Origin of the sequence: Pseudonocardia yuanmonensis (assembly GCF_039542425.1) — a bacterium.
Lineage (GTDB): Bacteria > Actinomycetota > Actinomycetes > Mycobacteriales > Pseudonocardiaceae > Pseudonocardia > Pseudonocardia yuanmonensis.
Genome location: NZ_BAABIC010000040.1, coordinates 19,881 through 39,309, shown reverse-complemented (window position 1 = coordinate 39,309; position 19,429 = coordinate 19,881). Strand labels below are relative to the sequence as shown.

Below are 19,429 nucleotides of genomic sequence, written 5' to 3'. Positions count from 1 at the left end.
CTCCGGACAGAGGGGGTGGGCGGGGATAGGTGAATAGTGTTGTCGGTGGTCATGGCGGAGGGGGAACGCCCGGTCCCATCCCGAACCCGGAAGCTAAGCCCTCCAGCGCCGATGGTACTGCACTCGCTAGGGTGTGGGAGAGTAGGTCGCCGCCGACATCAAACAATACGGAAAGCCCCGCAGCAGTCCTGCTGCGGGGCTTTCCCGCGTTCTCGGGGCTCTCGGGGCCTTCCGAGCGAACGCCATTCCGAGCGAACGCACCGTCGCTCACGAGTGATGACCGAACGCGCCCACCGGGGATGAGCGAACGGCACTTTCGCTCACTAGGAATGAGCGAGTGGCGCTTTCGCTCACTAGTGAGGACCGAACGGCACCTCGCCCACTGCATTGAGCGAGCGGCGCTGTCGTTCACTAGGTATGAGCGAACGCGCCGTTCGTCTGCACCTGGGCGTCAGGGGGTGGCGGTTCCCACCGCGTCGGCGACGGTGGTGTGCCCGTCCCGGCGGAGGAGGGCGGCCAGGCCGCGGTTGACCCGTCGGGCCCAGGTGCCCCCACCGTAGATGAAGCCGGTGTACGCCTGCACGAGGGACGCGCCTGCGGTGATACGTCGGTAGGCGTCCTCCCCGGAGAAGATGCCGCCCACGGAGATGATCGTGCGGTCCGGGCCGAGCCGTGCCCGCAGCTTCCCGACGACGGTGTGCGCCACGGTCGCCAGCGGCAGGCCCGAGACCCCGCCGGCCCCGAGCGCCTCCACCTCCGCCGCGGGAGTGCGGAGCCCCTCGCGGGAGACCGTCGTGTTGGTGGCCACCACGCCGTCGAGCCCGAGGCGGACGGCCATGTCGGCGACGGCGACGACGTCGTCGTCGGCCAGGTCGGTCGTGATCTTGACGAGCAGCGGGACCGGCCGGCCGGGCACGGCGGTCTTCAGCTCGGTGCGTACCGCCGCGAGGAGCGGTTCGAGGACGGCGACCTGTTGCATGTCCCGCAGGCCCGGGGTGTTGGGAGAACTGACGTTGACCACCACGTAGTCGGCGTGCGGCCCGAGGACGCGGGCGCTGTGGCGGTAGTCGTCGATCGCCTCGTCCGGCGTGGCGACCTTGCTCTTGCCGATGTTGATGCCCAGCACCGGACGACCCTCACGCGGCAGTGCGGCCAGGCGCGCGGCGACGGCGTCGGCCCCGGAGTTGTTGAACCCCATCCGGTTCACGAGTGCCTTGTCCTCGGGCAGCCGGAAGAGCCGTGGCTTGGGGTTGCCCGGCTGGGGGTGGGCGGTGATCGTGCCGAGCTCCACGAATCCGAAGCCGAGCCGGGCCAGTGCGACGGGCCCGCGGGCGTCCTTGTCGAAACCGGCGGCCAGGCCGAGCGGGTTGGGGAAGTCGGCGCCGAACACCCGGGTCCGCAGGACCGGGTCGGACTCGGTCAGCAGCGCCCCGAGGCGCGGGCCGACGACCGGGGCCCCCGCCACGCCGCGGATCGCGCCGAACGCGACGCCGTGGATCGGCTCCGCGGGGATGCGGCGCAGGACGTGCCGGAACAGCAGGTCGTACATGGCTCCATCATCGCCCACCGCCGGACGCCGCGCCGTCGCGCCCGCTCGGAGCACGGGCGACGGCCCGGGGATCAGGGACGGGGCGGGCGGAGGGCGCCGAGCTGGTCGAGCATCCGCCGCTCCCGCTTGGTGGGCCGGCCCGTCCCGCGCTCGCGCACGGCGAAGACCGGGCGGGCCTCCTTCGGCGGAGGGGGCGGGGTGCGGTCGAGGTAGCAGGCCTGGGCCTCGGGCGCCCCGACCCGCTTCTGGATCACCTTCGTCACCTCGACGATCCGGGTCTGCTCGTACACCCGCGCACGGACCTCGTCCCCGGGGTGCACCGCGGTCGCGGGCTTGGCGGGGCGGTCGTTGACGCGCACGTGCCCGCCCCGGCAGGCCGCCGCGGCGTCCGACCGCGTCTTGGCCAGCCGGACCGACCAGAGCCAGCGGTCGAGGCGGGTCGACTCCATTCCCCCATCGTGACAGCACTGCGCGGCATAGATCCACCGCGCGCGGGGTTGCCGGGAGCATGACCCAGGCTCGGGACCGGACGTGGCTCGTGGCGGTCGCGGCGGCGCTGTGGGGGACGGACGGTCTCCTCCGGGCCCCGCTCGCGGGCGCGCTGCCCGCCGCGACGGTGGTGTTCTGGGAGCACCTGATCGCCGTCGTCGTGCTGCTGCCGCTCGTCCCCGCGGCGGTGCGGGCCTTCCGGGCCGCCTCGACACGCGACCGGGTGGCGATCCTCGTCATCGGGGCGGGCTCGTCGGCGCTGGCCACCGCGTTGTTCACCGCCGCGTTCGCCACGGGGGACGCGCTCACCCCGCTCGTCCTCCAGAAGCTGCAGCCGCTCGTCGCGGTGATCGCGGCGGCGTTCCTGCTCGGCGAGCGGGTGCGCGCCGGGTACTGGTTGTTCGCGGTGCCGGCGCTGATCGGGGCCTGGCTGGTCGCCTTCCCGGATCCCGTCGCGGTGCAGGCCCGCGAGCTCGGGGCGGCGGGTCTCGCGATCGGCGCCGCGGTGCTGTGGGGCTTCGGCACCGTGCTCGGCCGGATGGTCGGGGTGCGGACCACGCCGCGGGACGTCACTGTGCTGCGCTTCCTCGTCGGGTTGCCGGCCTCGGCGGTCATCGTCGCCGTGCAGGGTGCGCCCCTCGCCGTCTCGCCCGGGCAGCTGGGTCCGCTGGCCCTGCTCGCGCTGATCCCGGGCCTGCTCGCCCTCGTCCTGTACTACGTGGGGCTGCGCGACACCCCCGCCGCCCGGGCCACCCTGGCCGAGCTCGCCTTCCCGGCGACGGCGACGGTGCTCGGCATCGCGTTCCTCGGCGTCTCGCCCAGCGCGACGCAGTGGATCGGACTGCTCGTCGTGGTCGCGGCGATCACCGCGCTCGGGCTGCGCGAGCGCGGTGCAGAGCCGGTCGTCCTGACCCGGACGGGATAGGGTGCGCGGCGTGGCGCGTTCCTTCGACCGGGTCGTCATCGTCTTCAACCCGAACAGCACCGGGCAGGCGCAGGAGCGCGCCGAGGAGCTCAAGTCCGGGCTCGCGGAGCGGGCCGCCGAGCTGCCCGTCGAGCTGCGTCCGACCGAGTACGCCGGGCACGCGCGCGAGATCGCCCGCGAGGAGGCCGGCTCGGGCGCGCCGCTGGTCGTGTCCGTGAGCGGCGACGGCGGCTACAACGAGGTCGTCGACGGCCTGATGAAGGCCGGCGGGACCCGGGCGGTCGCCGCCGTGCTGGCCGCCGGCAACGCCAACGACCACCGCCGCGTCGTCGCCCGGCGTCCGCTGCTCGACGCGATCGTCGAGGGCCGCACGGAACGGCTCGACCTGCTGCGGCTGGCCGTCGACGACGAGGAGCCGCGGTACGCGCACTCCTACATCGGCCTCGGCATCACCCCGGTGGTGGCGCTGGAGCTCGAGCGAGGCGGGAAGGGCTCGCTCAAGGAGATCGTGACGACGCTCCGCGCCTTCTCCCGCTTCCGCCCGTTCACCATCGAGGTCGACGGGGGGCGGAAGCACTTCGACAGCCTGGTCTTCGCCAACATCGCCGAGATGGCCAAGTACGCCACCCTCAGCGAGGACAGCAGGCCGGACGACGGCGTGTTCGAGGTCGTGCTGCTGCCGCACGCCTCGAAGCTGCGGGTGGTGGGCACGGCGATCCGCGCCGCCGTGCGGGGGCTGGGCACGCAGCCCAGCGTGCGGGAGTACGCGTTCCGCACCGTGGACCCGATGCCCCTGCAGGTCGACGGCGAGGTCCTGGACCTCGCGGCCGGGGCCCGCGTCCGCGTCGACATCGCCGCCGGAGCACTCCCGACCGTGCGCTGACGCCGTTTGCCCGTGGGCGGGGGAGGTACGCCGAACCCATGGAACGTGGCAGCAGCAAGAACAGCCCGCGGCTCGACGACCAGGAGGCGAGCGAGGTCGCCGGGCGCCTCGGTCGCGGCGGTGGGCACCGCGAGGAATGGGCGGAGACCGAGCCGCGGGAGGGCGTCGAGAACATCATCCAGCGGACGGAGCTCCCGCCCCGCCCGGTCGACGAGGACGACGACGAGGTGTGAGTGCCGCGGGGAACCGGCCTCCTCGGCCGGTCCCCCCTGGCCCTAGCCCTCCTCGGCGATCGCCTTGATCGCGGCGAGCCGGCGGTCCCACTCCTCCGCCAGGCCGGTCAGCCAGACCGCGGCCGCGATCAGCCCGTCCCGCCGGGGAGACCAGCGGACCTCTCGGCCGTACCGGGCGGACCGGACCAGCCCGGCCGCGTCGAGCACACCGAGGTGCTGGACCACGGCCTGCCGGCTGATCGGCAGGTCGCGGGCCAGCGTTGTCGCGCTCGCCTCCCCCCGCGCGAGCCGCTCGAGCAGCTCGCGACGGGTGGGGTCGGCGAGCGCGGCGAGGGCCTGTCCACTCATGCCGGCACGGTCTCCAGGTACCTCTGCAGCTCGGTGGTCTTCGCCGCCCAGCCCTCGACGTTGCCCCGCCGGTAGGCCGCCGCGTCGCCGGTGAGGCTCGCGAACCCGCTCTCCCTGACCCGGACGAGGGTCCCGTCCGCCGTCTCGGTGAGGGTGAACTCGACGAGCGTCTCGTCGCCCGGCGCGGGTTCGATCTCCCGGCTGCGCGCCCACCGGAAGCTGAACCTGTCCGGCTCCTCGACGCGCACCACACGGCCCACGCTCGTCCCGTGGCCCTCGAAGCTCAGGGTCAGCCTGCCGCCCGGGCGCAGGTCGATCTCGGCCCCGGCGTCGCCGAACCAGCGGCCGAGGTGCTCGGCACGGGTGATGACCTCCCAGACCCGGGCGCGGGCGGCGGCGACGGTGATCTCGCGGGTGATGGTGTCCATGGCTCCTCCTCAGTTGATGTGCAAGTAGAGACTTGCACTGTCTGCAGGTGCAAGTCAAGGCTTGCGCATGCACGATGGGGACATGGACACGCTGATCGAGCGCCTCCGTGCGGTGCAGGTCTCCTCGCTGTGCGACGCCGACAAGGGGCTCGCGGTCGTCGACCCGGCGATCCGCGCGATGGTCCCGGACGTCTCGTTCGCCGGGCCGGCCTTCACCTCGCTCGCCTACGACGACCACCTGCCCGTCCTCGTGGCGCTGCGCGAGGCCGAACCGGGCTCGGTGCTGGTGGTGGCCACGAACTCGTTGCGCAAGGCGGTGTCGGGGGAGCTGTTCGCCACCGAGGCCCACCGGCGCGGGATCGCCGCGATCGTGATCGACGGCTACTGCCGGGACATCCGCGGGCTCCGGCGGATCGGGCTGCCGGTGCACGCGCGGGGCACCAACCCGATGTCCGGCACCACGCGCGACCCCGGCACGTTCGGGCGGGAGGTGCTGCTCGGCCGGGTGCGCGTGTCGCCGGGGGACCTCGTCGTCGGGGACGACGACGGCATCGTGGTCGGCCCGCGGGAGCGCTTCGAGGCCGCGATCGACGCCGCGGAGGAGATCGAACGGGCCGAGAAGGCGCTGCTCGAGGGCATGGCGGCGGGGCGGGACCTGCACGGCATGACCACGCTCGACGAGCACCTCGCCGCGCTGGCGAAGGAGCAGCCCAGCACGTTGCGCTTCAGGGTATGACCCCGGATCTCCCGACTCGCGGAAGCTCAGAGCGCGACTCGCGGAAGCTCAGAGCGCGACTCGCGGGAACGGAGGCGCCTAGTTCCGCGAGTCGGGGTCTGGGCTTCGCCGAGTCGGGGTGCGGGGTCTACGAGGAGAAGGAGATCTCGACGGAGCCGTGGGGGCCGAAGTCGGCGCGGACGGCGTCGCCCGCCGAGATCGCGGGGACCGCGGTGGTGGAGCCGGTCGTCACGACCTCGCCGGCCTTGAGGCTCGTCCCCAGGTGCGCGAGCTCCTCGGCGAGCCACACCAGTGCGGTGCGCGGGTCGCCCATCACCTCGGCGCCGTTGCCGGTCGCGGCCTTCTCGCCGTTGATCCACAGCGCTGTCCCCGCTGTGGACAACTCGATCCCCTGCCAGTCCGGGACCTCGGGGCCGAGCACGAACTGGCCGGCGCACGCGACGTCGGCGAGCAGTTGCGAGCTGCCCGCCCGCGGGTAGTCGCGCAACCGCGAGTCGGGCACCTCGATCGCCAGGTGCAGGGCCGCGACGGCCGCGAGCACCTCCTCGCGGGACGCGCCGGCCGGGACGTCGGACGCCATCCGGAACGCGAACTCCGCCTCGACCACCCGCATGTGCAGCCCGGCGAACGGCAGCGTGTCGCCGGGCTGGAAGCGGAACCGGTCGAACAACCGGCCCGGCAGCGGGGTGCCGATGCCGATCACGGCCTGGCTCGGCGCCGACGTCGCCGCGATCTTCCAGCCGTAGCCCGGCCCCGCCCGCTCGCCGACGCGCTGCTGGATCGCCCAGCCGGCCGCGTGGTCGTAGGGGCGCACGTCCTCCGGGAGCTCGTCGATCACGTCGCCGGCCGTCCACGCCGTCCACAACAGGTCGGCGGCACGGTCGGCCATCGTCAGGGCCTCGGCACTGAGGGGCATGGATGTGATCGTCGCCTCACCGGCCCCCGGAACGCAATGCCGCGACGACCTCCTTCACCCGCGGGTCCGCCACCAGCTCCTCGAGCGACAGCGGCAGCGGCAGCCGCCAGTTCGGGTATTCGTCGACGGTCCCGGGCAGGTTGGGCTGCCGGGTCTCGCCGACGACGTCGTAGGGCGAGGCGAGCACGAGCCGGCTGCGGCTGCGGGCCAGCAGCGCGTGCATCGCGACCACGATCTGCTCGTCGGGCGCGTCGGCCGAGTCCAGCACGCCTTCGGACACCAGCAGGCCGACCAGCTCCTCGCGCTCGGCGGCGGCCTTGCGCTCCTCGGCCTCGACGTCGTCGAGCAGGCCGAGCTCGGCCCGGGCCCGGACGTGCTCGCCGGTCAGGAAGCCCGACGCCGTCGGCAGGTCGTGGGTCGAGATGGTCGCCACCGCCTCCTCCGGCCACTCGCCCGGCGGCATCAGCGCGTCCTCGCGCTCCGGGTCGCGGGCGAACCAGAGCACGGTCGACCCGAGCATGTTGCGGCCGTGCAGGGCCTCGGTGACCTCGGGCTCCACGGTGCCGAGGTCCTCGCCGACCACCGCGGCGCCGGCCCGGGAGGCCTCGAGGGTGAGGACGGCGAGCATCGCCTCGGCGTCGTAGTGGACGTAGGTGCCACGGTCGGGCGTGCGACCCGGCGGCACCCACCAGAGCCGGAACAGCCCGGCGACGTGGTCGATGCGCAGCCCGTCGGCGTGGGTGAGCAGGGCGCGGAGCATGTCGCGGTAGGCCGCGTAGCCGGTCCCGGCGAGCCGGTCGGGACGCCACGGCGGCAGCCCCCAGGCCTGCCCGCGCTGGTTGAACGCGTCGGGCGGGGCGCCGACGGTCACGCCGAGGGCCAGGACGTCCTGCAGCGCCCAGGCGTCGGCCCCCTCTGGGTCACAGCCCACGGCGAGGTCGTGGATCACGCCGAGCGGCAGTCCGGCCTCGCGGGCGGCGACCCGGGCCGCCGCCAGCTGGTCGGCGAGCCGCTGCTGCACCCAGCCGTGGAACGCGACCCGTGGCGCGAGCTCGCGCCGCGCCCGCGCCACGGCCTCGGAGCCGGGATGGCGCAGCTCCGCCGGCCAGAGCGTGAATCGGCCGCCGTAGCGCTCCGCCAGGGCGCAGTACGTCGCGAAGTCGACGAGATCCGGACCGGGCTCGACGGGGTCGGGCCGCCCGGCCGACCGCCAGAGCAGCTCCAGCGCCGACCGCTTCGCCGCCCAGACCCGGTCGTGCGCGATGCGGTCACCGACGGTCTCCGGGCGCAGGGCGTCGACCTCGGCGCGGGTGGCCGCGTCGGCCGAGGCGTACTCGGCCAGGTCGGTGATGCGCAGCGCGAGCGGGGTCGCGAACCGCCGGCTCGACGGCGTGTAGGGCGAGGGCTGCACCGGCGAGAGCGGGGTGATCGCGTGCAGCGGGTTGAGCAGGATCGCCGACGCACCCTGTTCGCCGGCGTGCGCGGTGAAGGTGCGGAGGTCGCCGAGGTCGCCGATGCCCCAGCTGTCCGCCGAGTGCAGCGCGTAGAGCTGCAGCATCCAGCCCCACGAGCGCGGGGTCGCCGGCAGCGCCGGGGGCGAGACGACGACCGTGACCTGCTGCTCCTCCGTCTCCAGCCGGTACCAGCCCGGCTCCAGCCCGGCCAGCTCGCCCTCGACCTCCCGGCGGCTGCCGTCCTCGGCGACCAGCACGCCGGGCACGGGGAGGGGGTGGGAACCGTCGGCGCGCAGGCCGATCGTGCCGGGGAGCAGCCCGCGGGCGGCCTTCTCGCGCGCCTCGGCGAGCGCCGCCCTTCGCGCGGCCGGGGTGGTCGCGTCGACCTCGAGCAGGCCGAGGACCTCGACGACCACCTCCTCGTCGACGGTGACCGGCCTGCGGTCGCCGTCGTTGTAGCCCGTCGCGACGCCGTGCGCCGCCGCCAGCTCGGAGAGGTCCGGATCGATCGCCACGAGGGGGAATCGTCCCGGATCCGGGGCGGTCCCGCCCGCTCGGAGCCCCCGCCCGGGCCGGACGCGGCCGTTCCCGCCGACTGAATCGCGCTGAGCTGGGCCGATACCCGCCCGGGCGACACGCCGCGACCGGCCGCCGAACAGGGTGAAGGGGGGTCCCGGTGCTACGGTCCTGCGACGAGTCCGGGCGGGCCCGCACGTCTCGCGCGGCCGCGCGGAGGGTACCGGCCGGGCCTCGACGAGATCGCGCGAGGAGAGCCGAATGAGCACGTGGGCCCTGGTCGTCATGGTCCTGCTCGTGCTGCTGGCCGTCGGGATCGTCCTGGTGGCGATGCGTCGCGGGGACCGGACGGCCACTCCCGACACCCCTGCCGAGCCCGCACCCCGGCCCGCCGGGCGGACGGTGGCCGACCTGGTGCGCGCCCGTTCCGTCGGGGCGGTCGCCGCCGAGCCGCTCCCGGCCGAGCCCGCCGCCCCGGTCGCCGAGGATCCCGCCGCGGCCGAGCACGCGCCGGTCGCCCCCGCCGGGTCGCCCGCGGAGGACCGGCCCGAGGAGCCGCCCGCGGAGCGCCGCGTGGTGACCGAGGAGGTCGACGCCGGGCCCGTCGGTCCTCCGTGGACGCGCGGTTTCGTCGACGGCGTCCCCGTCGAGGCCCCGCCGCGCACCCGCCCGCAGCGCCGGTCCTCCGTGGACCCGGCGCTGGTCGCCCGGGTCACGTCGGTCGCCCCGCCCGCTCCCGCGCGCGACGACCGCCCGATGGCGCGGGGGATCGTCAGTCCGGCCGTGGCCGAGGCGGTGGCGCGTGCCGAGGCGTCCCGCCGGCAGACGGGGCCCGAGGCACCGACGGACGGGACCACGGTGCCCTCGCCGCGCGCCGGCGTCGGTCAGCGCCCCGTCCTCGCCGTCGTGCGCGGTGGGGCGGACGACGGGCGGGACGTCCGGCGGCTGCGCCCGGTGCCGCCGATGGCCGCGGTCGCGACCGGTGGCGCGGCCGCCTCGCTCGCCGAGCCGGTGCCGGTGGAGCGGGAGGTCGAGGAGGTCGAGGGGCGCCCGGCCGTGCAGGCGGAGGAGCGCCCGGTGGAGGTGGCGGCCGAGCGGGCCGAGGCCGCCGAGGAACCGGTCGAGGTCGCCGAGGACGCCGAGACCGTCGCGGACCCGGCCGAGGAGCGGGTCGAGGTCGCCGAGGAGCGGGCCGAGGCCGTCGAGGTTCCGCACGAGCAGGCCGACGAGCAGGCCGAGGTCGTCGACGAGCAGGTCCACGAGCCGGTTGCCGAGGCGCCTGCGGGGCCGGTCGTTCAGGAGGCCGCCCCCGAGCCCGCCGACGAGACCGCTGTCGCCGAGCGCCCTGCCGACGAGCCGCCCGCCGAGGAGTCCGTCGTCGAGGATGCCGTCGTCGAGGACGCCGCCGTCGACGAGATCCCCGTCGAGGATGCCGCCGCCGAGGAGAGCACCGACGCCGAGCCCCCGGCCGCCCTGCCCTCCGCGGCCGCCGAGCCCCCCACCAGCCCCGACGCCGTGATCGACACCCCGGCTGCGGAGGCCCCGCCCGGGCCCGTCACGCTGGGCCTCGTGAGCCCGACGACGAGCACCCCCGAGCCCGCCCCGCAGCCCACCGGCACCACGATCGACGCTGCCGCCGGCCCCGCCTCGAGCCTCGACGAGGCCCGCGCGGCCGAGCACGCCGCCGTCGACCTCGCCCTGCTGCGGACCCTCGGGTTCGCCGACCCGAACCCCCGGCCGGGTGCCGCCCCCGTCGTCGACCTGGCCGTCGTGCACGAGGACGAGGAGCCGCTCGTGCCGGGGCAGGCCGTGCCGGTGCGGTTCCTGGTGGTGCAGCGCGACCGGCTCCCGGTCGCCGAGGCCGCCGTGACGCTCCTCGACCCGCGCGGCCGCGAGACCGCCTCGGCGAGCGCGGACGTGGCGGGCCGCGGCGAGATCACCGCGCCCCGCCCGGGCGGGTACGTGCTGGTCGCGGCCGCGGACGGGCACCAGCCCGGGGTCGTCGCACTGACCGTGCCGAACACCGAGCACGCGGTGGCCGAGGTCGAGGTGCAGCTCGTGCGCTCCTCCACCGTCGCCGGATCGGTCCGGGACGCCGGAGGGTCCGGCCTCGCCGGGGCCGCGGTCTCCCTGCTGCAGGACGGCGAGCTCGTCGCCACCACGATCAGCGCGGCCGACGGCGCCTACCGCTTCGGCGAGCTGGCGGCGGGCGACTACACGGTCGCGGTCGTCGCCGAGGGGCGCGAGCCGCGGGCCCTCCCGGTCCGGGTGGGCGAGGAGGCCGACGCGACCCAGGACGTCGTGCTCGCCGGGCCGGTCGCGCAGTCGGCCGGCGCCGCCGAGCGCTGAGGGCGGGCCCGTGCCGGTCGCGGAGGGGCGCCTGCCCGGCGCCCTCGGCGAGCTGTTCTGGCGGGCCTGGCTCCCGGAGGGCGAGACCACGGGCGTCGTGCTGGTCAGTCACGGCCTCGGCGAGCACTCCGGGCGCTACGCCCACCTCGCGGAGGCCCTGGTCAGCGACGGCTGGGCCGTCTACGCCCCCGACCACGCCGGCCACGGGCTCTCGGCGGGCCGACGGGTCGACGGCGGCCCCGAGAACTGGGTCCCTGATCTCGATCTCGTCCGGCGGCACGCCGCCGCCCGCCACCCCGGCCGGCCGGTGATGCTGCTGGGGCACAGCATGGGCGGGCTGATCGCGCTGCGCTACGCCGCCGCGCACCAGGCCGCGCTCGGCGGGCTGGTCCTCTCCGCCCCGGCCCTGTCCAAACAGGCCGTCCCCGGCCGGCTGGTCCCGCTGCTGACCGCGCTCGCCCGGATCGCGCCGACGCTGCGGCCGGCGGGGATCGACGTCGCGCACGTCAGCAAGGATCCCGCGGTCGTCGCGGCCTACCGGGCCGATCCGCTCGTCCACCACGGCCACCCCACACTCCGGCTCGGCGCCGCGATGTTCGACGCCATGGACGACGCCCTCGCGGCCGCGGGCGACCTCCGGCTCCCGGTCCTGCTGCAGCACGGCGTCGACGACCGGATCACGACCGTCGACACCACGCGCGCGTTGTCCGCCGCCCTCGGCTCCGAGGACCTCACGGTCGAGCTCTACGAGGGTCTGTGGCACGAGATCTACAACGAGCCGGAGCGGGACCGCCCGATCGCCGACCTCCGGGCCTGGCTGGCGGCACATCGCTGACGTGCGGGTCGGCCGATCGGCCGACCCGCGGTTCGGGCGTGGCACCGGCCGGTCATCGGATCGGACCCGGGGCGCGACGCCGACATCGTGGTGGTGCGCGTTCAGCGCCCCGCCGGAGGTCCCGGCGGGAACCACCGAAGGGAACCACGATGAGCAGGCTCGTCACCATCCGGCCCGGCCGCGTCCCGGCGCACGCCGCGGAGCACCGCCACACCTGGGCCGTCGCCTCCCACCACGCCACGTCCGACGGCGTGGTCAGCTACCGCCGCTGCGCGTCCTGCGGCGCCTGGGGCCTCTTCGTCCCCGACGAGTCCTAGAGCGGTAGCTCCTCGGCGGGGTCCATGTCGAACGCGAGGTGGTCGACGATCGCGGTGAGCAGCGGCCAGCGGGGCAGCCCGAGGGACCGCAACTCGTCGGCCATCGGGTGGCCCGAGCCCAGGATCAGCGTGCCCGCCGCCGCGCCGATCCGGACACCGCGCAGCCGGGCGCGGACCGGGCTCGCGAGCATCACGTCCCCGCGCCGCGCGAAGGCCGTGACGGCGCCGGGGACAGTGGCCGGCAACGCGAACGGCAGGGTCGACAGGGCCGCGGTGAGCACGTGCTCGCCCTCGTGGGCCAGGTGCCCGGTCGCGCGCGAGCCGCCGATCTCCAGCTCGGCCCGGCCGAGCCACTTCGGCAGGCCCCAGAGTGCGCGCCCGGCCTCCATGGTGAACGTCTCGGTCACCGGGAGCTGGGTGATGTGCACGCCGACCCGCCCGCGGAACAGGACGGGGAGGGCGAGGGCCAGCTCGTCGTACGTGCCCAGGTCGTTGACCCGGTAGTCGACCAGCCCGAGGACGGCGAGCGCCCACCCCGCGACGGCCACCGGCTCCAGCCCGGTGCCCTCGAGCAGTGCCGCCGCGCGCGCCGCCCGGACCGGGTACGCGGCGCAGGCCGCGCCCGCGTCGCCGATGTGCACGGGGAAGGTCAGGCGCTTCCCCTGCACCTCCCAGCTGCCGTCGTCGAGCTTCGTCGCCATGACGGCATCGTGCCAGGTCGGAGGCGGGTCGGCGGCCCGACGGCGGGCCGTGTCCGGCCCGCGCGGGCCACGGTTCGCCGCCGCTCGCACGACCTGGCAGGCTGTTCCCGGGGCGCCGGCCCCGCGGCGTGGAGGAGGGCTCGTGACGGATCCGGACGGCCCCGGCGTCCGGCGCCTGCTCGCGACCGCCGACCGGTCGGACTCACCGCTCGGGCCACCGGGAGGCTGGCCCGCCGAGCTGACCTCGGCGGTCGCGCTCCTGCTCGGCTCGCCGCACCCGCTGGCCCTGTTCTGGGGGCCCGAGCACGCCGTCCTGTACAACGACGCGTTCGCCGCGATCGTCGGCGCCCGGCACCCGTGGGCGTTCGGGCGGCCCGCAGCGCAGGTGTGGCCGGAGGTCTGGGACCGGATCGGGCCCGCGGTCCAGCACGTCCGCGACACCGGCGAGGCCGTGGAGCGCACGGACGAGCGGCTGGTCCTCGACCGCCCCGGCGGGCCGCGGGAGACCTTCTGGCGCTACGCGTTCAGCCCGGTCCGGGCGGCCGACGGGACCGTCGCCGGGGTGTTCGACGTGGCATCGGAGAGCACCGCGCAGGTCGTGGCCGCCCGGCGCACCGCGCTGCTCGGCCGGCTGGCGCGGTTGGTCCGGGACGCGGGCCCGGCCGACCCGGCCGCCGCGCACGTCGCCGCCGCGCTGGTGGACTCGCCGGACGTGCCGTTCGCGCTGCTCGGCGGGGTGGGTGCGCCGGTGGGCGTGGGCGTGGACCCGACACCCGAGCTGGTCGCGCTGCTGGACCGGGAGGGCCTGGTCGCGCTGCCGGACGGCGGGCACGTGTTCGCGGCCGGGCTCGGGGGCGGCGTCCGGCTGCTGCTCGGCACCTCCGACCTGCGCCCGCTCGACGACGAGTACCGCGAGTTCCTCGATCTCGTCGCCGGGCACGTCGACGCCGCGCTCACGGCGGTGCGCGCCGCCACGGAGGAACACGACTCCTCGGGCACGCTGGAGCGCCGTGACCGCAGCCGCAGCGAGTTCTTCACCGGCGTCAGCCACGAGTTCCGCACGCCGCTGGCGCTGATCATGGGGCCGCTGGAGCAACTGCGCACCGCCGAGGACCCCCAGGTGCGGCAGGAGGCCGACGTCGCCCACCGCAGCGCCCAGCGGATGCTCAAGCTGGTCAACACCCTGCTGGACGTCTCGCGCCTCGAGGAGGGTCATCCCGACGCCGGCTTCGCGCCCGTCGACCTCGGCTCGCTGACCGGGGAGCTGGCCGCCCTGTTCCGCGCCCCGACCGAGCGCGCCGGTCTGCGCCTGGACGTCGACAGCCCGCCGTCCGAGCGGCCCGTGTGGGTCGACCAGGACATGTGGGAGAAGATCGTCCTCAACCTGCTGAGCAACGCCTTCAAGTTCACCCTCGAGGGCGGTCTGCGGGTGAGCACCCGGATCGAGGACGACCGGTTCGTGCTGCGGGTCGCCGACACCGGCACCGGCGTGCCGGCCGCCGAGCTGCCCCGGCTCTTCGACCGCTTCCACCGGGTCCGCGCCGCCCGGGCCCGCTCGCACGAGGGCAGCGGGATCGGGCTGGCCCTGGTCCGCCAGCTCGTCCAGGTGCACGGCGGCACCGTCGACGCGACCAGCACGCCGGGCGTCGGCAGCACCTTCACCGTGCGGCTGCCGCTCGGGTTCGCCCACCTCCCGGTGGAGAGCATCACGATCGGCCGGCCGGCGGCGGCGCCGCACCCGCGCCCGGAGACGTTCGAGCCGTTCGTCGCCGAGGCGCTGCGCTGGACCCCCGCCCGCCCCGAGGACCGGGGGACGCCGCGGCTGCCGGAGGCCGTCGACCCGCCGCGGGGCCGGGTGCTGGTGGTCGAGGACGACCCGGACATGCGCGATCACCTGCGCCGGCTGCTCAGCGAGAGCTGGTCGGTGCACGCGGTCGCGACCGGGGTCGAGGCGCTGGACCTCGCCCGCTCCGACCCGCCGGACCTCGTCGTCGCCGACGTGATGATGCCCGAGCTCGACGGCATCGGGCTGCTGCGCGCCCTGCGCGCCGACGCCCGCACGGCCGGCCTGCCCGTGGTCCTGCTCTCGGCGAGGGCCGGGGAGGAGGCGGCGGTCGAGGGCCTGGCCGCGGGCGCGGACGACTACCTCGTCAAGCCCTTCTCCGCGCGCGAGCTGCTGGCCCGCGTCGCCAACCACCTGCACCTGGGCCGGGTCCGGCGGGCGGCCGAGCTGCGCTTCCGGGCGATGGCCAACTCCACCCCCGCCCTCATCTGGGTCGACGACGCCGGCGGCCACCGCGTGTTCGTCAACCGCGGCTGGCTGGACTTCACCGGCGCGACCGACCCGGTCGGCGAGCTCGGGCTGGACTGGCGCGAGCGCATCCACCCGGACGACCGGGAGCGGTACCGCTCGGTCGTGGAGGCGGCGACCCGCACGCGGGCGCCGTTCGAGGTGGAGTACCGGCTGCGCGGCGGCGACGGCCGGTACCGCTGGGTGCTGGACCGCGGCGCCCCCGTCGGCCCGCCGGGCGGCGACCCGGCCGGACGGCAGGCCGGGTACGTCGGCGGGTGCCTCGACATCGACGCCCGGCACACCGAGCAGCGCCGCCACCAGCTCTACGCCGTCGTCGGCGATGCCCTGGACCGGGAGATCAGCCAGTCCGCGCGGCTCGAGGCGTTCGCCCGGACGATGGTCGACGAGGGCCTGGGCGACGTGGTGCGCGTCTTCACCGACGACGGTGCGGGCCCGGCCCTGCGGATCGTCGCGGCCGCGGAGCCGGACGTCGAACGGGAGCTGCGCACGCTGCCGGGCCTGCCCCTGCTGCGCATCCTCGGCGACGTCGACGAGCCCGTGCTGCTGCCGCCGGAGAAGCTCGCGGCCGCCTTCGCCGAGACCTCCCCGGAGGAGCAGGCGGTGTGGCGGCGGTCGGGCGCGCACTCGGCGCTGCTCGTCCCGCTGCGGGCCCGCGGCGGCATGGTCGGCATGTTCACGGTCGCGCGCACGGGCGCCTCACCGGTGCTCGACGACTCCGACGCCGTGCTGTTCACCGAGATCGCGCGGCGGGCGGCGGTGGCCGTGGACAACGCGCGGCTGCTGGAACAGGAGCGGGCCAGCAGCACCCGGCTGGGGCTGCTGCACCGGGCGACCGCGGAGATGTCCGCGGCCGCGACCCCCGCCGAGGTCGCGCGCACCGCGACGAGCCACCTGGTGGCGCTCCTGGGATCGGCGGTCGCCGGGGTGTGGCAGACCCGGGGCGCGGACCTGCAGCTGCTGGCGCTGCAGGGCTGGCAGGGCGAGCCGCCCGCGGAGCTCACGACGGTGCCGGTCGGCGGCGACCACCCCGCCCACGCGGCGCTGCGGGCCCGCCAGGCGCTGTGGTTCGAGACGGCCGAGGGACTGCGGGGCGAGCACCCCGGCGCGGCGGACTGGTTGGGCGCCTTCGGGATCGAGGCCGCGTTCTGGGTGCCGCTCGTGGCGGGCGACCGGGACCTCGGCATGATCGCCGTCGGGTTCGACGGCCCCCGGGCCCTGTCGGCCGACGACCGCGAGGCCACCCTGGCCGTGGCCGAGCTGGCGGCGCAGGCGCTGGACCGGTCCCTGCTGCTGGTCGCGGAGACCGAGGGCCGCCGGCTGGCCGAGCGGCTCGGCGCCGTCGCGACCGCGCTCTCGCGTGCCACGGACCTGGAGTCGGTGGCGGACGTGATCCTCGCCCACGCCCGCTCGGCGATCGGCGCCGAGGCCGTCGTCGTGCTGCTGGTCGACGACGAGGGCCTGCTGCACACCCTCGCCGCGGACGGCTGGGCGGACGACGACACCGGGCGGATCGTGGAGCACGGCCTGCGGGTGACCTCGGAGCATCCGCTGGGCCAGGTGGTGCGCTCGGCCGAGCCGATCTGGGCGGTGGACGGGCAGCCCGGGCCGTACCCGGTGCGCACGGCGGTCCCGCTGCTGGTCGCGGGCCGGGCGATCGGGGTGATCGGGCTCGGCTTCGGCCGCGACCCCGCCTTCGGCCCGGACGAGCGCGGGCTGGTGCTCACCCTGGCCAGCCAGTGCGCCCAGGCGGTCCAGCGGGCGCGGCTGCACCAGGCCGAGCACGAGGTCGCGGTGACGCTGCAGCGCAGCCTGCTGCCCCAGGAGCTCCCGCAGCTGGACCGGCTGGCCGTGGCGACCCGGTACATCCCGGGGACCGAGGGCACCGAGGCGGGCGGCGACTGGTTCGACGTGCTCGACCTCGCCGACGGGCGGGTCGCGCTGGTCGTCGGCGACGTCGTCGGGCGCGGGCCGTCGGCCGCCGCCGTGATGGGCCAGCTGCGCAGCGCGCTGGCCGCGAACCTGGTCAACGGGCAGCCCCCGGCGACCGCGCTGGAGCAGCTCGACCTGTTCGCCCGCCGGGTCACCGGGGCACGGGCCAGCACCGTCGCGTGCGCGGTCGTGGACACCGCGTCCGGGGTCCTGCGCTACGCGTGCGCCGGGCACCCGGCGCCGCTGGTCGCCGGGCCGGACGGCGTCCGGCTCCTCGACGGCGGCCGGGGCACCCCGCTCGGCGTGACGGGCCGCCCGCCGTACGTGGAGGCCGACGGGCGGATCGAGCCGGGCGAGACGATCCTGCTCTGCTCGGACGGGCTCTTCGAGCGCCGCACCGAGGTGATCGACGACGGCGTGGAGCGGCTGGCGGCGACCTTCGGCGAGCTGGCCCGGCACCGGCCGTCGGACATCGTCGACGTGCTGCTGGAGCGCATGCTCGACGAGGGCGGCGCCCCGGACGACACCGTCGTGGTGCTCGCGCGGTGCGTGCCCGAGCCGCTGACCCGGTCGATGCCGGCCGAGGCCGAGTGCCTCGCCCCGATGCGCCGGGTGATCGCGGACTGGGCGGCCCGCTGCGGGCTGGGCGAGGACGGCACCACCGACCTGCAGCTCGCCGTCGGCGAGGCGGTGACCAACGCCGTCGAGCACGCCTACACCTCGGGGCCCGAACCGGCCGCCGACGCGGTCGAGCTGTCCCTGGAGCTGCAGCCCGACGGTGCGGTCGCGGTGCGGGTCGCCGACCACGGGCTCTGGCGGCCGCCGCCGGACGACCCCGGTTACCGCGGCCGGGGCCTGGCCCTGATCCGCGAGCTGGCCGAGGACGTCGAGGTCATGCCGGCCGACGACGGCACCGAGGTCTGGTTCCGGATGCCGGCCCTGCCCGTGGAGGTGGTCCCGCGGCTGCCCGGCGGGGCGGCCGACCGGCCCGCCGAGACCGGCCGGGACGACGGGCTCCCGGTCACCCGGCTGCGGCGCTGGGCGGACCAGCACACCGTGCGGGTGCACGTGGAGGGGGACCTGGACCTGGCGGGCGTCGCCGCCGTGCGGTCGGACCTGCTCGCCGAGCTCCTGCGCGGCGGCCCGCTCACGCTCACGCTGGCGGCCGACTCGTACGTCTCCAGCTCGGGGATCGCGCTGCTGTCGGAGCTGGCGCAGCGGGCCCGGGCCGGGGGCACGGAGCTGACCGTGGTCACGCCGTCGGACAGCCCGGCGAGGCGGATCCTGGTGCTCGCGGGGTTGGACACCCTGATCGGGGCGACGCCGGACGCCTGAGCCCGTGCGGTCGGGCACCGTGCCGAGCGCGGCGCTGACCGGACAATCGCGGCCCGGGTGTCCGGGCGCTGGGAGCGATTTCCGTCCGGGCGGGCGGTGTGCTGGAATCGGGGCGTGATGCCCGCGTGGAACCTCGGCCCGATCTGGGAGAGCCGCCGCGGGCACGTGTTCGACGAGTGCTGTCGACGCTCGAGCTGACCCAGGTCCCCCGCTCGCGTCGTCCCCCACTGGAGTACCCCGTGCTCGCGCACGCCCCTGCCGCTCGTCCCCGTGCCCTGCGCTCCGCCGCCCCCACCCCGCTCGACCTGTCCGACCTCGCCGCGCTGACCCGGCGCTTCGCCGAGGAGGTCCGCCTCGGCCGGCACGCCGTGCACGTCGATCCCGTGCAGCGCTGGTCCCGCCGCCTGCACGCCGACGACGTCGTGGACGTCTGGCTGATCAGCTGGGCCCGGGAGCAGGTCGCGGAGCTGCACGACCACGCCGGCTCGCTGGGCGCGCTCACCGTGGTCTCCGGAGACCTCGTCGAGCAGCGCTGGGTCCCCGGCGAGGGCCTGCGCGCCCGGACGCTGCGGCCGGGGCGCGGCGCCGCCTTCCCGCTCGGCCACGTGCACGACGTCGCCAACCACCTCGAGGCGCCCGCGGTCAGCGTGCACGCCTACTCGCCGCCGCTGACCGCGATGAGCTACTACGAGGTGGCGTCCGGTCCGGGCGGGGAGTTCCTGCGCCGCACCCGTACCGAGCTGACCGACGAACCGGAGAAGGTGGGGGCATGACCCGCTCGATCGCCGACGTGCTCGCCGAGGCCCGGGCCCGGCTGGACCGGGTCGGCCCGGGGCAGGCCGCCGCGCTGCTGCGCGAGGGCGCGCGCCTGGTCGACACCCGCCCGCAGTGGCAGCGGGACGAGGAGGGCTCGTTCGCCGACGCGCTGGTCATCGAGCGCAACCACCTGGAGTGGCGGCTCGACCCGGCCTCCGACGCCCGCGTCCCCGAGGCCGTCGACCACGATGTGACCTGGATCGTGGCCTGCTCGGAGGGCTACAGCTCCAGCCTCGCCGCCGCCTCCCTGCAGGACCTGGGCCTGCACAACGCCACGGACCTCGACGGCGGCTTCCGGGCGTGGAAGGCGGCCGGTCTCCCCACCCTGTGAGCGAGAGCTGCCCCTGGAGGGGCAG

At 76.0% G+C, this 19,429-nt stretch carries 17 protein-coding genes and 1 rRNA gene; 11 read left to right on the top strand and 7 right to left on the bottom strand.

Translation table 11 applies throughout. From position 1 onward, the window contains the following. Window positions 1–41: 41 nt before the first annotated feature. Window positions 42–158: ribosomal RNA gene (gene rrf, locus ABD990_RS33385) — 5S ribosomal RNA — on the top strand. 293 nt (window positions 159–451) lie between these two features. Here rrf and ABD990_RS33380 read toward each other — a convergent pair. Together ABD990_RS33380 and ABD990_RS33375 are read right to left on the bottom strand one after the other, a co-directional pair. Further along, complete coding sequence (locus ABD990_RS33380; protein ID WP_345384811.1) at window positions 452–1,549, bottom strand: quinone-dependent dihydroorotate dehydrogenase; 1,098 nt, start codon at window positions 1,547–1,549, stop codon at window positions 452–454. 71 nt (window positions 1,550–1,620) lie between these two features. Further along, window positions 1,621–1,998 (bottom strand): RNA-binding S4 domain-containing protein, encoded by a 378-nt coding sequence (locus ABD990_RS33375; protein WP_345384810.1) that lies wholly within the window; start codon window positions 1,996–1,998, stop codon window positions 1,621–1,623. A 59-nt stretch (window positions 1,999–2,057) separates the two neighbouring features. Here ABD990_RS33375 and ABD990_RS33370 point away from each other — a divergent pair, with 59 nt between their 5' ends. Genes ABD990_RS33370 through ABD990_RS33360 form a run of 3 tightly spaced genes read left to right on the top strand, consistent with a single transcriptional unit; the run spans window position 2,058 to window position 4,079 of the window. Continuing rightward, window positions 2,058–2,963, top strand: a complete 906-nt coding sequence (locus ABD990_RS33370; RefSeq protein ID WP_345384809.1) for a DMT family transporter — start codon at window positions 2,058–2,060, stop codon at window positions 2,961–2,963. Window positions 2,964–2,973: 10 nt separating this feature from the next. Next, a complete protein-coding gene (locus ABD990_RS33365; protein WP_345384808.1) occupies window positions 2,974–3,846 on the top strand; it encodes a diacylglycerol/lipid kinase family protein in 873 nt (290 codons plus the stop codon). A gap of 38 nt (window positions 3,847–3,884) precedes the next feature. Beyond that, window positions 3,885–4,079, top strand: coding sequence for a hypothetical protein (locus ABD990_RS33360; RefSeq protein WP_345384807.1), 195 nt, complete (start codon window positions 3,885–3,887; stop codon window positions 4,077–4,079). Between the two features lie 42 nt (window positions 4,080–4,121). On the opposite strand, the gene ABD990_RS33355 is transcribed toward ABD990_RS33360, so the two are convergent. Both ABD990_RS33355 and ABD990_RS33350 read right to left on the bottom strand, forming a co-directional pair. Then, the gene (locus ABD990_RS33355; protein ID WP_345384806.1) at window positions 4,122–4,427 is read right to left on the bottom strand and encodes an ArsR/SmtB family transcription factor; all 306 of its coding nucleotides are present in this window, start codon (window positions 4,425–4,427) and stop codon (window positions 4,122–4,124) included. Beyond that, entirely contained in the window at window positions 4,424–4,855 is a 432-nt protein-coding gene (locus ABD990_RS33350; protein ID WP_345384805.1) for an SRPBCC domain-containing protein, read from the bottom strand. Before ABD990_RS33350 ends, ABD990_RS33355 begins: the two co-directional genes overlap by 4 nt. An 82-nt stretch (window positions 4,856–4,937) precedes the next feature. On the opposite strand from ABD990_RS33350, the gene ABD990_RS33345 reads away from it, so the two are divergent. Next, entirely contained in the window at window positions 4,938–5,591 is a 654-nt protein-coding gene (locus tag ABD990_RS33345) for an RraA family protein (protein ID WP_345384804.1), read from the top strand. Window positions 5,592–5,718: 127 nt separating this feature from the next. Here ABD990_RS33345 and ABD990_RS33340 read toward each other — a convergent pair whose 3' ends face one another. Both ABD990_RS33340 and malQ read right to left on the bottom strand, forming a co-directional pair. Beyond that, entirely contained in the window at window positions 5,719–6,507 is a 789-nt protein-coding gene (locus tag ABD990_RS33340) for a 2-keto-4-pentenoate hydratase (protein WP_345384803.1), read from the bottom strand. A 16-nt stretch (window positions 6,508–6,523) separates the two neighbouring features. Next, entirely contained in the window at window positions 6,524–8,470 is a 1,947-nt protein-coding gene (malQ, locus tag ABD990_RS33335) for a 4-alpha-glucanotransferase (RefSeq protein WP_425569717.1), read from the bottom strand. 268 nt (window positions 8,471–8,738) lie between these two features. Between malQ and ABD990_RS33330 the strand changes: the two genes are divergently transcribed. The 3 genes from ABD990_RS33330 (at window position 8,739) to ABD990_RS33320 (ending at window position 11,978) form a co-directional block, all read left to right on the top strand. After that, window positions 8,739–10,826, top strand: coding sequence for an MSCRAMM family protein (locus ABD990_RS33330; protein WP_345384801.1), 2,088 nt, complete (start codon window positions 8,739–8,741; stop codon window positions 10,824–10,826). A gap of 10 nt (window positions 10,827–10,836) precedes the next feature. Continuing rightward, window positions 10,837–11,661: an alpha/beta hydrolase gene (locus ABD990_RS33325; protein ID WP_345384800.1), complete on the top strand. Its 825-nt coding sequence runs from the start codon at window positions 10,837–10,839 to the stop codon at window positions 11,659–11,661. Between the two features lie 149 nt (window positions 11,662–11,810). Continuing rightward, the gene (locus ABD990_RS33320) at window positions 11,811–11,978 is read left to right on the top strand and encodes a hypothetical protein (protein ID WP_345384799.1); all 168 of its coding nucleotides are present in this window, start codon (window positions 11,811–11,813) and stop codon (window positions 11,976–11,978) included. Here the strand turns inward: ABD990_RS33320 and ABD990_RS33315 are convergent. After that, entirely contained in the window at window positions 11,975–12,679 is a 705-nt protein-coding gene (locus ABD990_RS33315) for an acetoacetate decarboxylase family protein (RefSeq protein WP_345384798.1), read from the bottom strand. The genes ABD990_RS33320 and ABD990_RS33315 overlap by 4 nt on opposite strands. Window positions 12,680–12,821: 142 nt before the next feature. Here ABD990_RS33315 and ABD990_RS33310 point away from each other — a divergent pair, with 142 nt between their 5' ends. From ABD990_RS33310 to ABD990_RS33300, 3 genes are all read left to right on the top strand, one after another. After that, on the top strand, window positions 12,822–18,257 hold the full coding sequence (locus ABD990_RS33310) for a SpoIIE family protein phosphatase (RefSeq protein ID WP_345384797.1): 5,436 nt from the start codon (window positions 12,822–12,824) through the stop codon (window positions 18,255–18,257). Window positions 18,258–18,433: 176 nt separating this feature from the next. Next, the gene (locus tag ABD990_RS33305) at window positions 18,434–19,030 is read left to right on the top strand and encodes a cysteine dioxygenase (RefSeq protein ID WP_345384796.1); all 597 of its coding nucleotides are present in this window, start codon (window positions 18,434–18,436) and stop codon (window positions 19,028–19,030) included. Beyond that, complete coding sequence (locus ABD990_RS33300; protein ID WP_345384795.1) at window positions 19,027–19,404, top strand: rhodanese-like domain-containing protein; 378 nt, start codon at window positions 19,027–19,029, stop codon at window positions 19,402–19,404. Before ABD990_RS33305 ends, ABD990_RS33300 begins: the two co-directional genes overlap by 4 nt. Window positions 19,405–19,429: the final 25 nt, after the last annotated feature.

Bases quoted from the DNA above. Each gene is read 5' to 3' on its own strand.
- ABD990_RS33380 (WP_345384811.1), bottom strand. From the start codon at position 1,549: ATGTACGACCTGCTGTTCCGGCACGTCCTGCGCCGCATCCCCGCGGAG.
- ABD990_RS33315 (WP_345384798.1), bottom strand. From the start codon at position 12,679: ATGGCGACGAAGCTCGACGACGGCAGCTGGGAGGTGCAGGGGAAGCGC.
- ABD990_RS33345 (WP_345384804.1), top strand. From the start codon at position 4,938: ATGGACACGCTGATCGAGCGCCTCCGTGCGGTGCAGGTCTCCTCGCTG.
- ABD990_RS33330 (WP_345384801.1), top strand. From the start codon at position 8,739: ATGAGCACGTGGGCCCTGGTCGTCATGGTCCTGCTCGTGCTGCTGGCC.
- ABD990_RS33355 (WP_345384806.1), bottom strand. From the start codon at position 4,427: ATGAGTGGACAGGCCCTCGCCGCGCTCGCCGACCCCACCCGTCGCGAG.
- ABD990_RS33360 (WP_345384807.1), top strand. From the start codon at position 3,885: ATGGAACGTGGCAGCAGCAAGAACAGCCCGCGGCTCGACGACCAGGAG.
- ABD990_RS33375 (WP_345384810.1), bottom strand. From the start codon at position 1,998: ATGGAGTCGACCCGCCTCGACCGCTGGCTCTGGTCGGTCCGGCTGGCC.
- ABD990_RS33370 (WP_345384809.1), top strand. From the start codon at position 2,058: ATGACCCAGGCTCGGGACCGGACGTGGCTCGTGGCGGTCGCGGCGGCG.
- ABD990_RS33320 (WP_345384799.1), top strand. From the start codon at position 11,811: ATGAGCAGGCTCGTCACCATCCGGCCCGGCCGCGTCCCGGCGCACGCC.
- ABD990_RS33340 (WP_345384803.1), bottom strand. From the start codon at position 6,507: ATGCCCCTCAGTGCCGAGGCCCTGACGATGGCCGACCGTGCCGCCGAC.
- ABD990_RS33350 (WP_345384805.1), bottom strand. From the start codon at position 4,855: ATGGACACCATCACCCGCGAGATCACCGTCGCCGCCGCCCGCGCCCGG.
- ABD990_RS33300 (WP_345384795.1), top strand. From the start codon at position 19,027: ATGACCCGCTCGATCGCCGACGTGCTCGCCGAGGCCCGGGCCCGGCTG.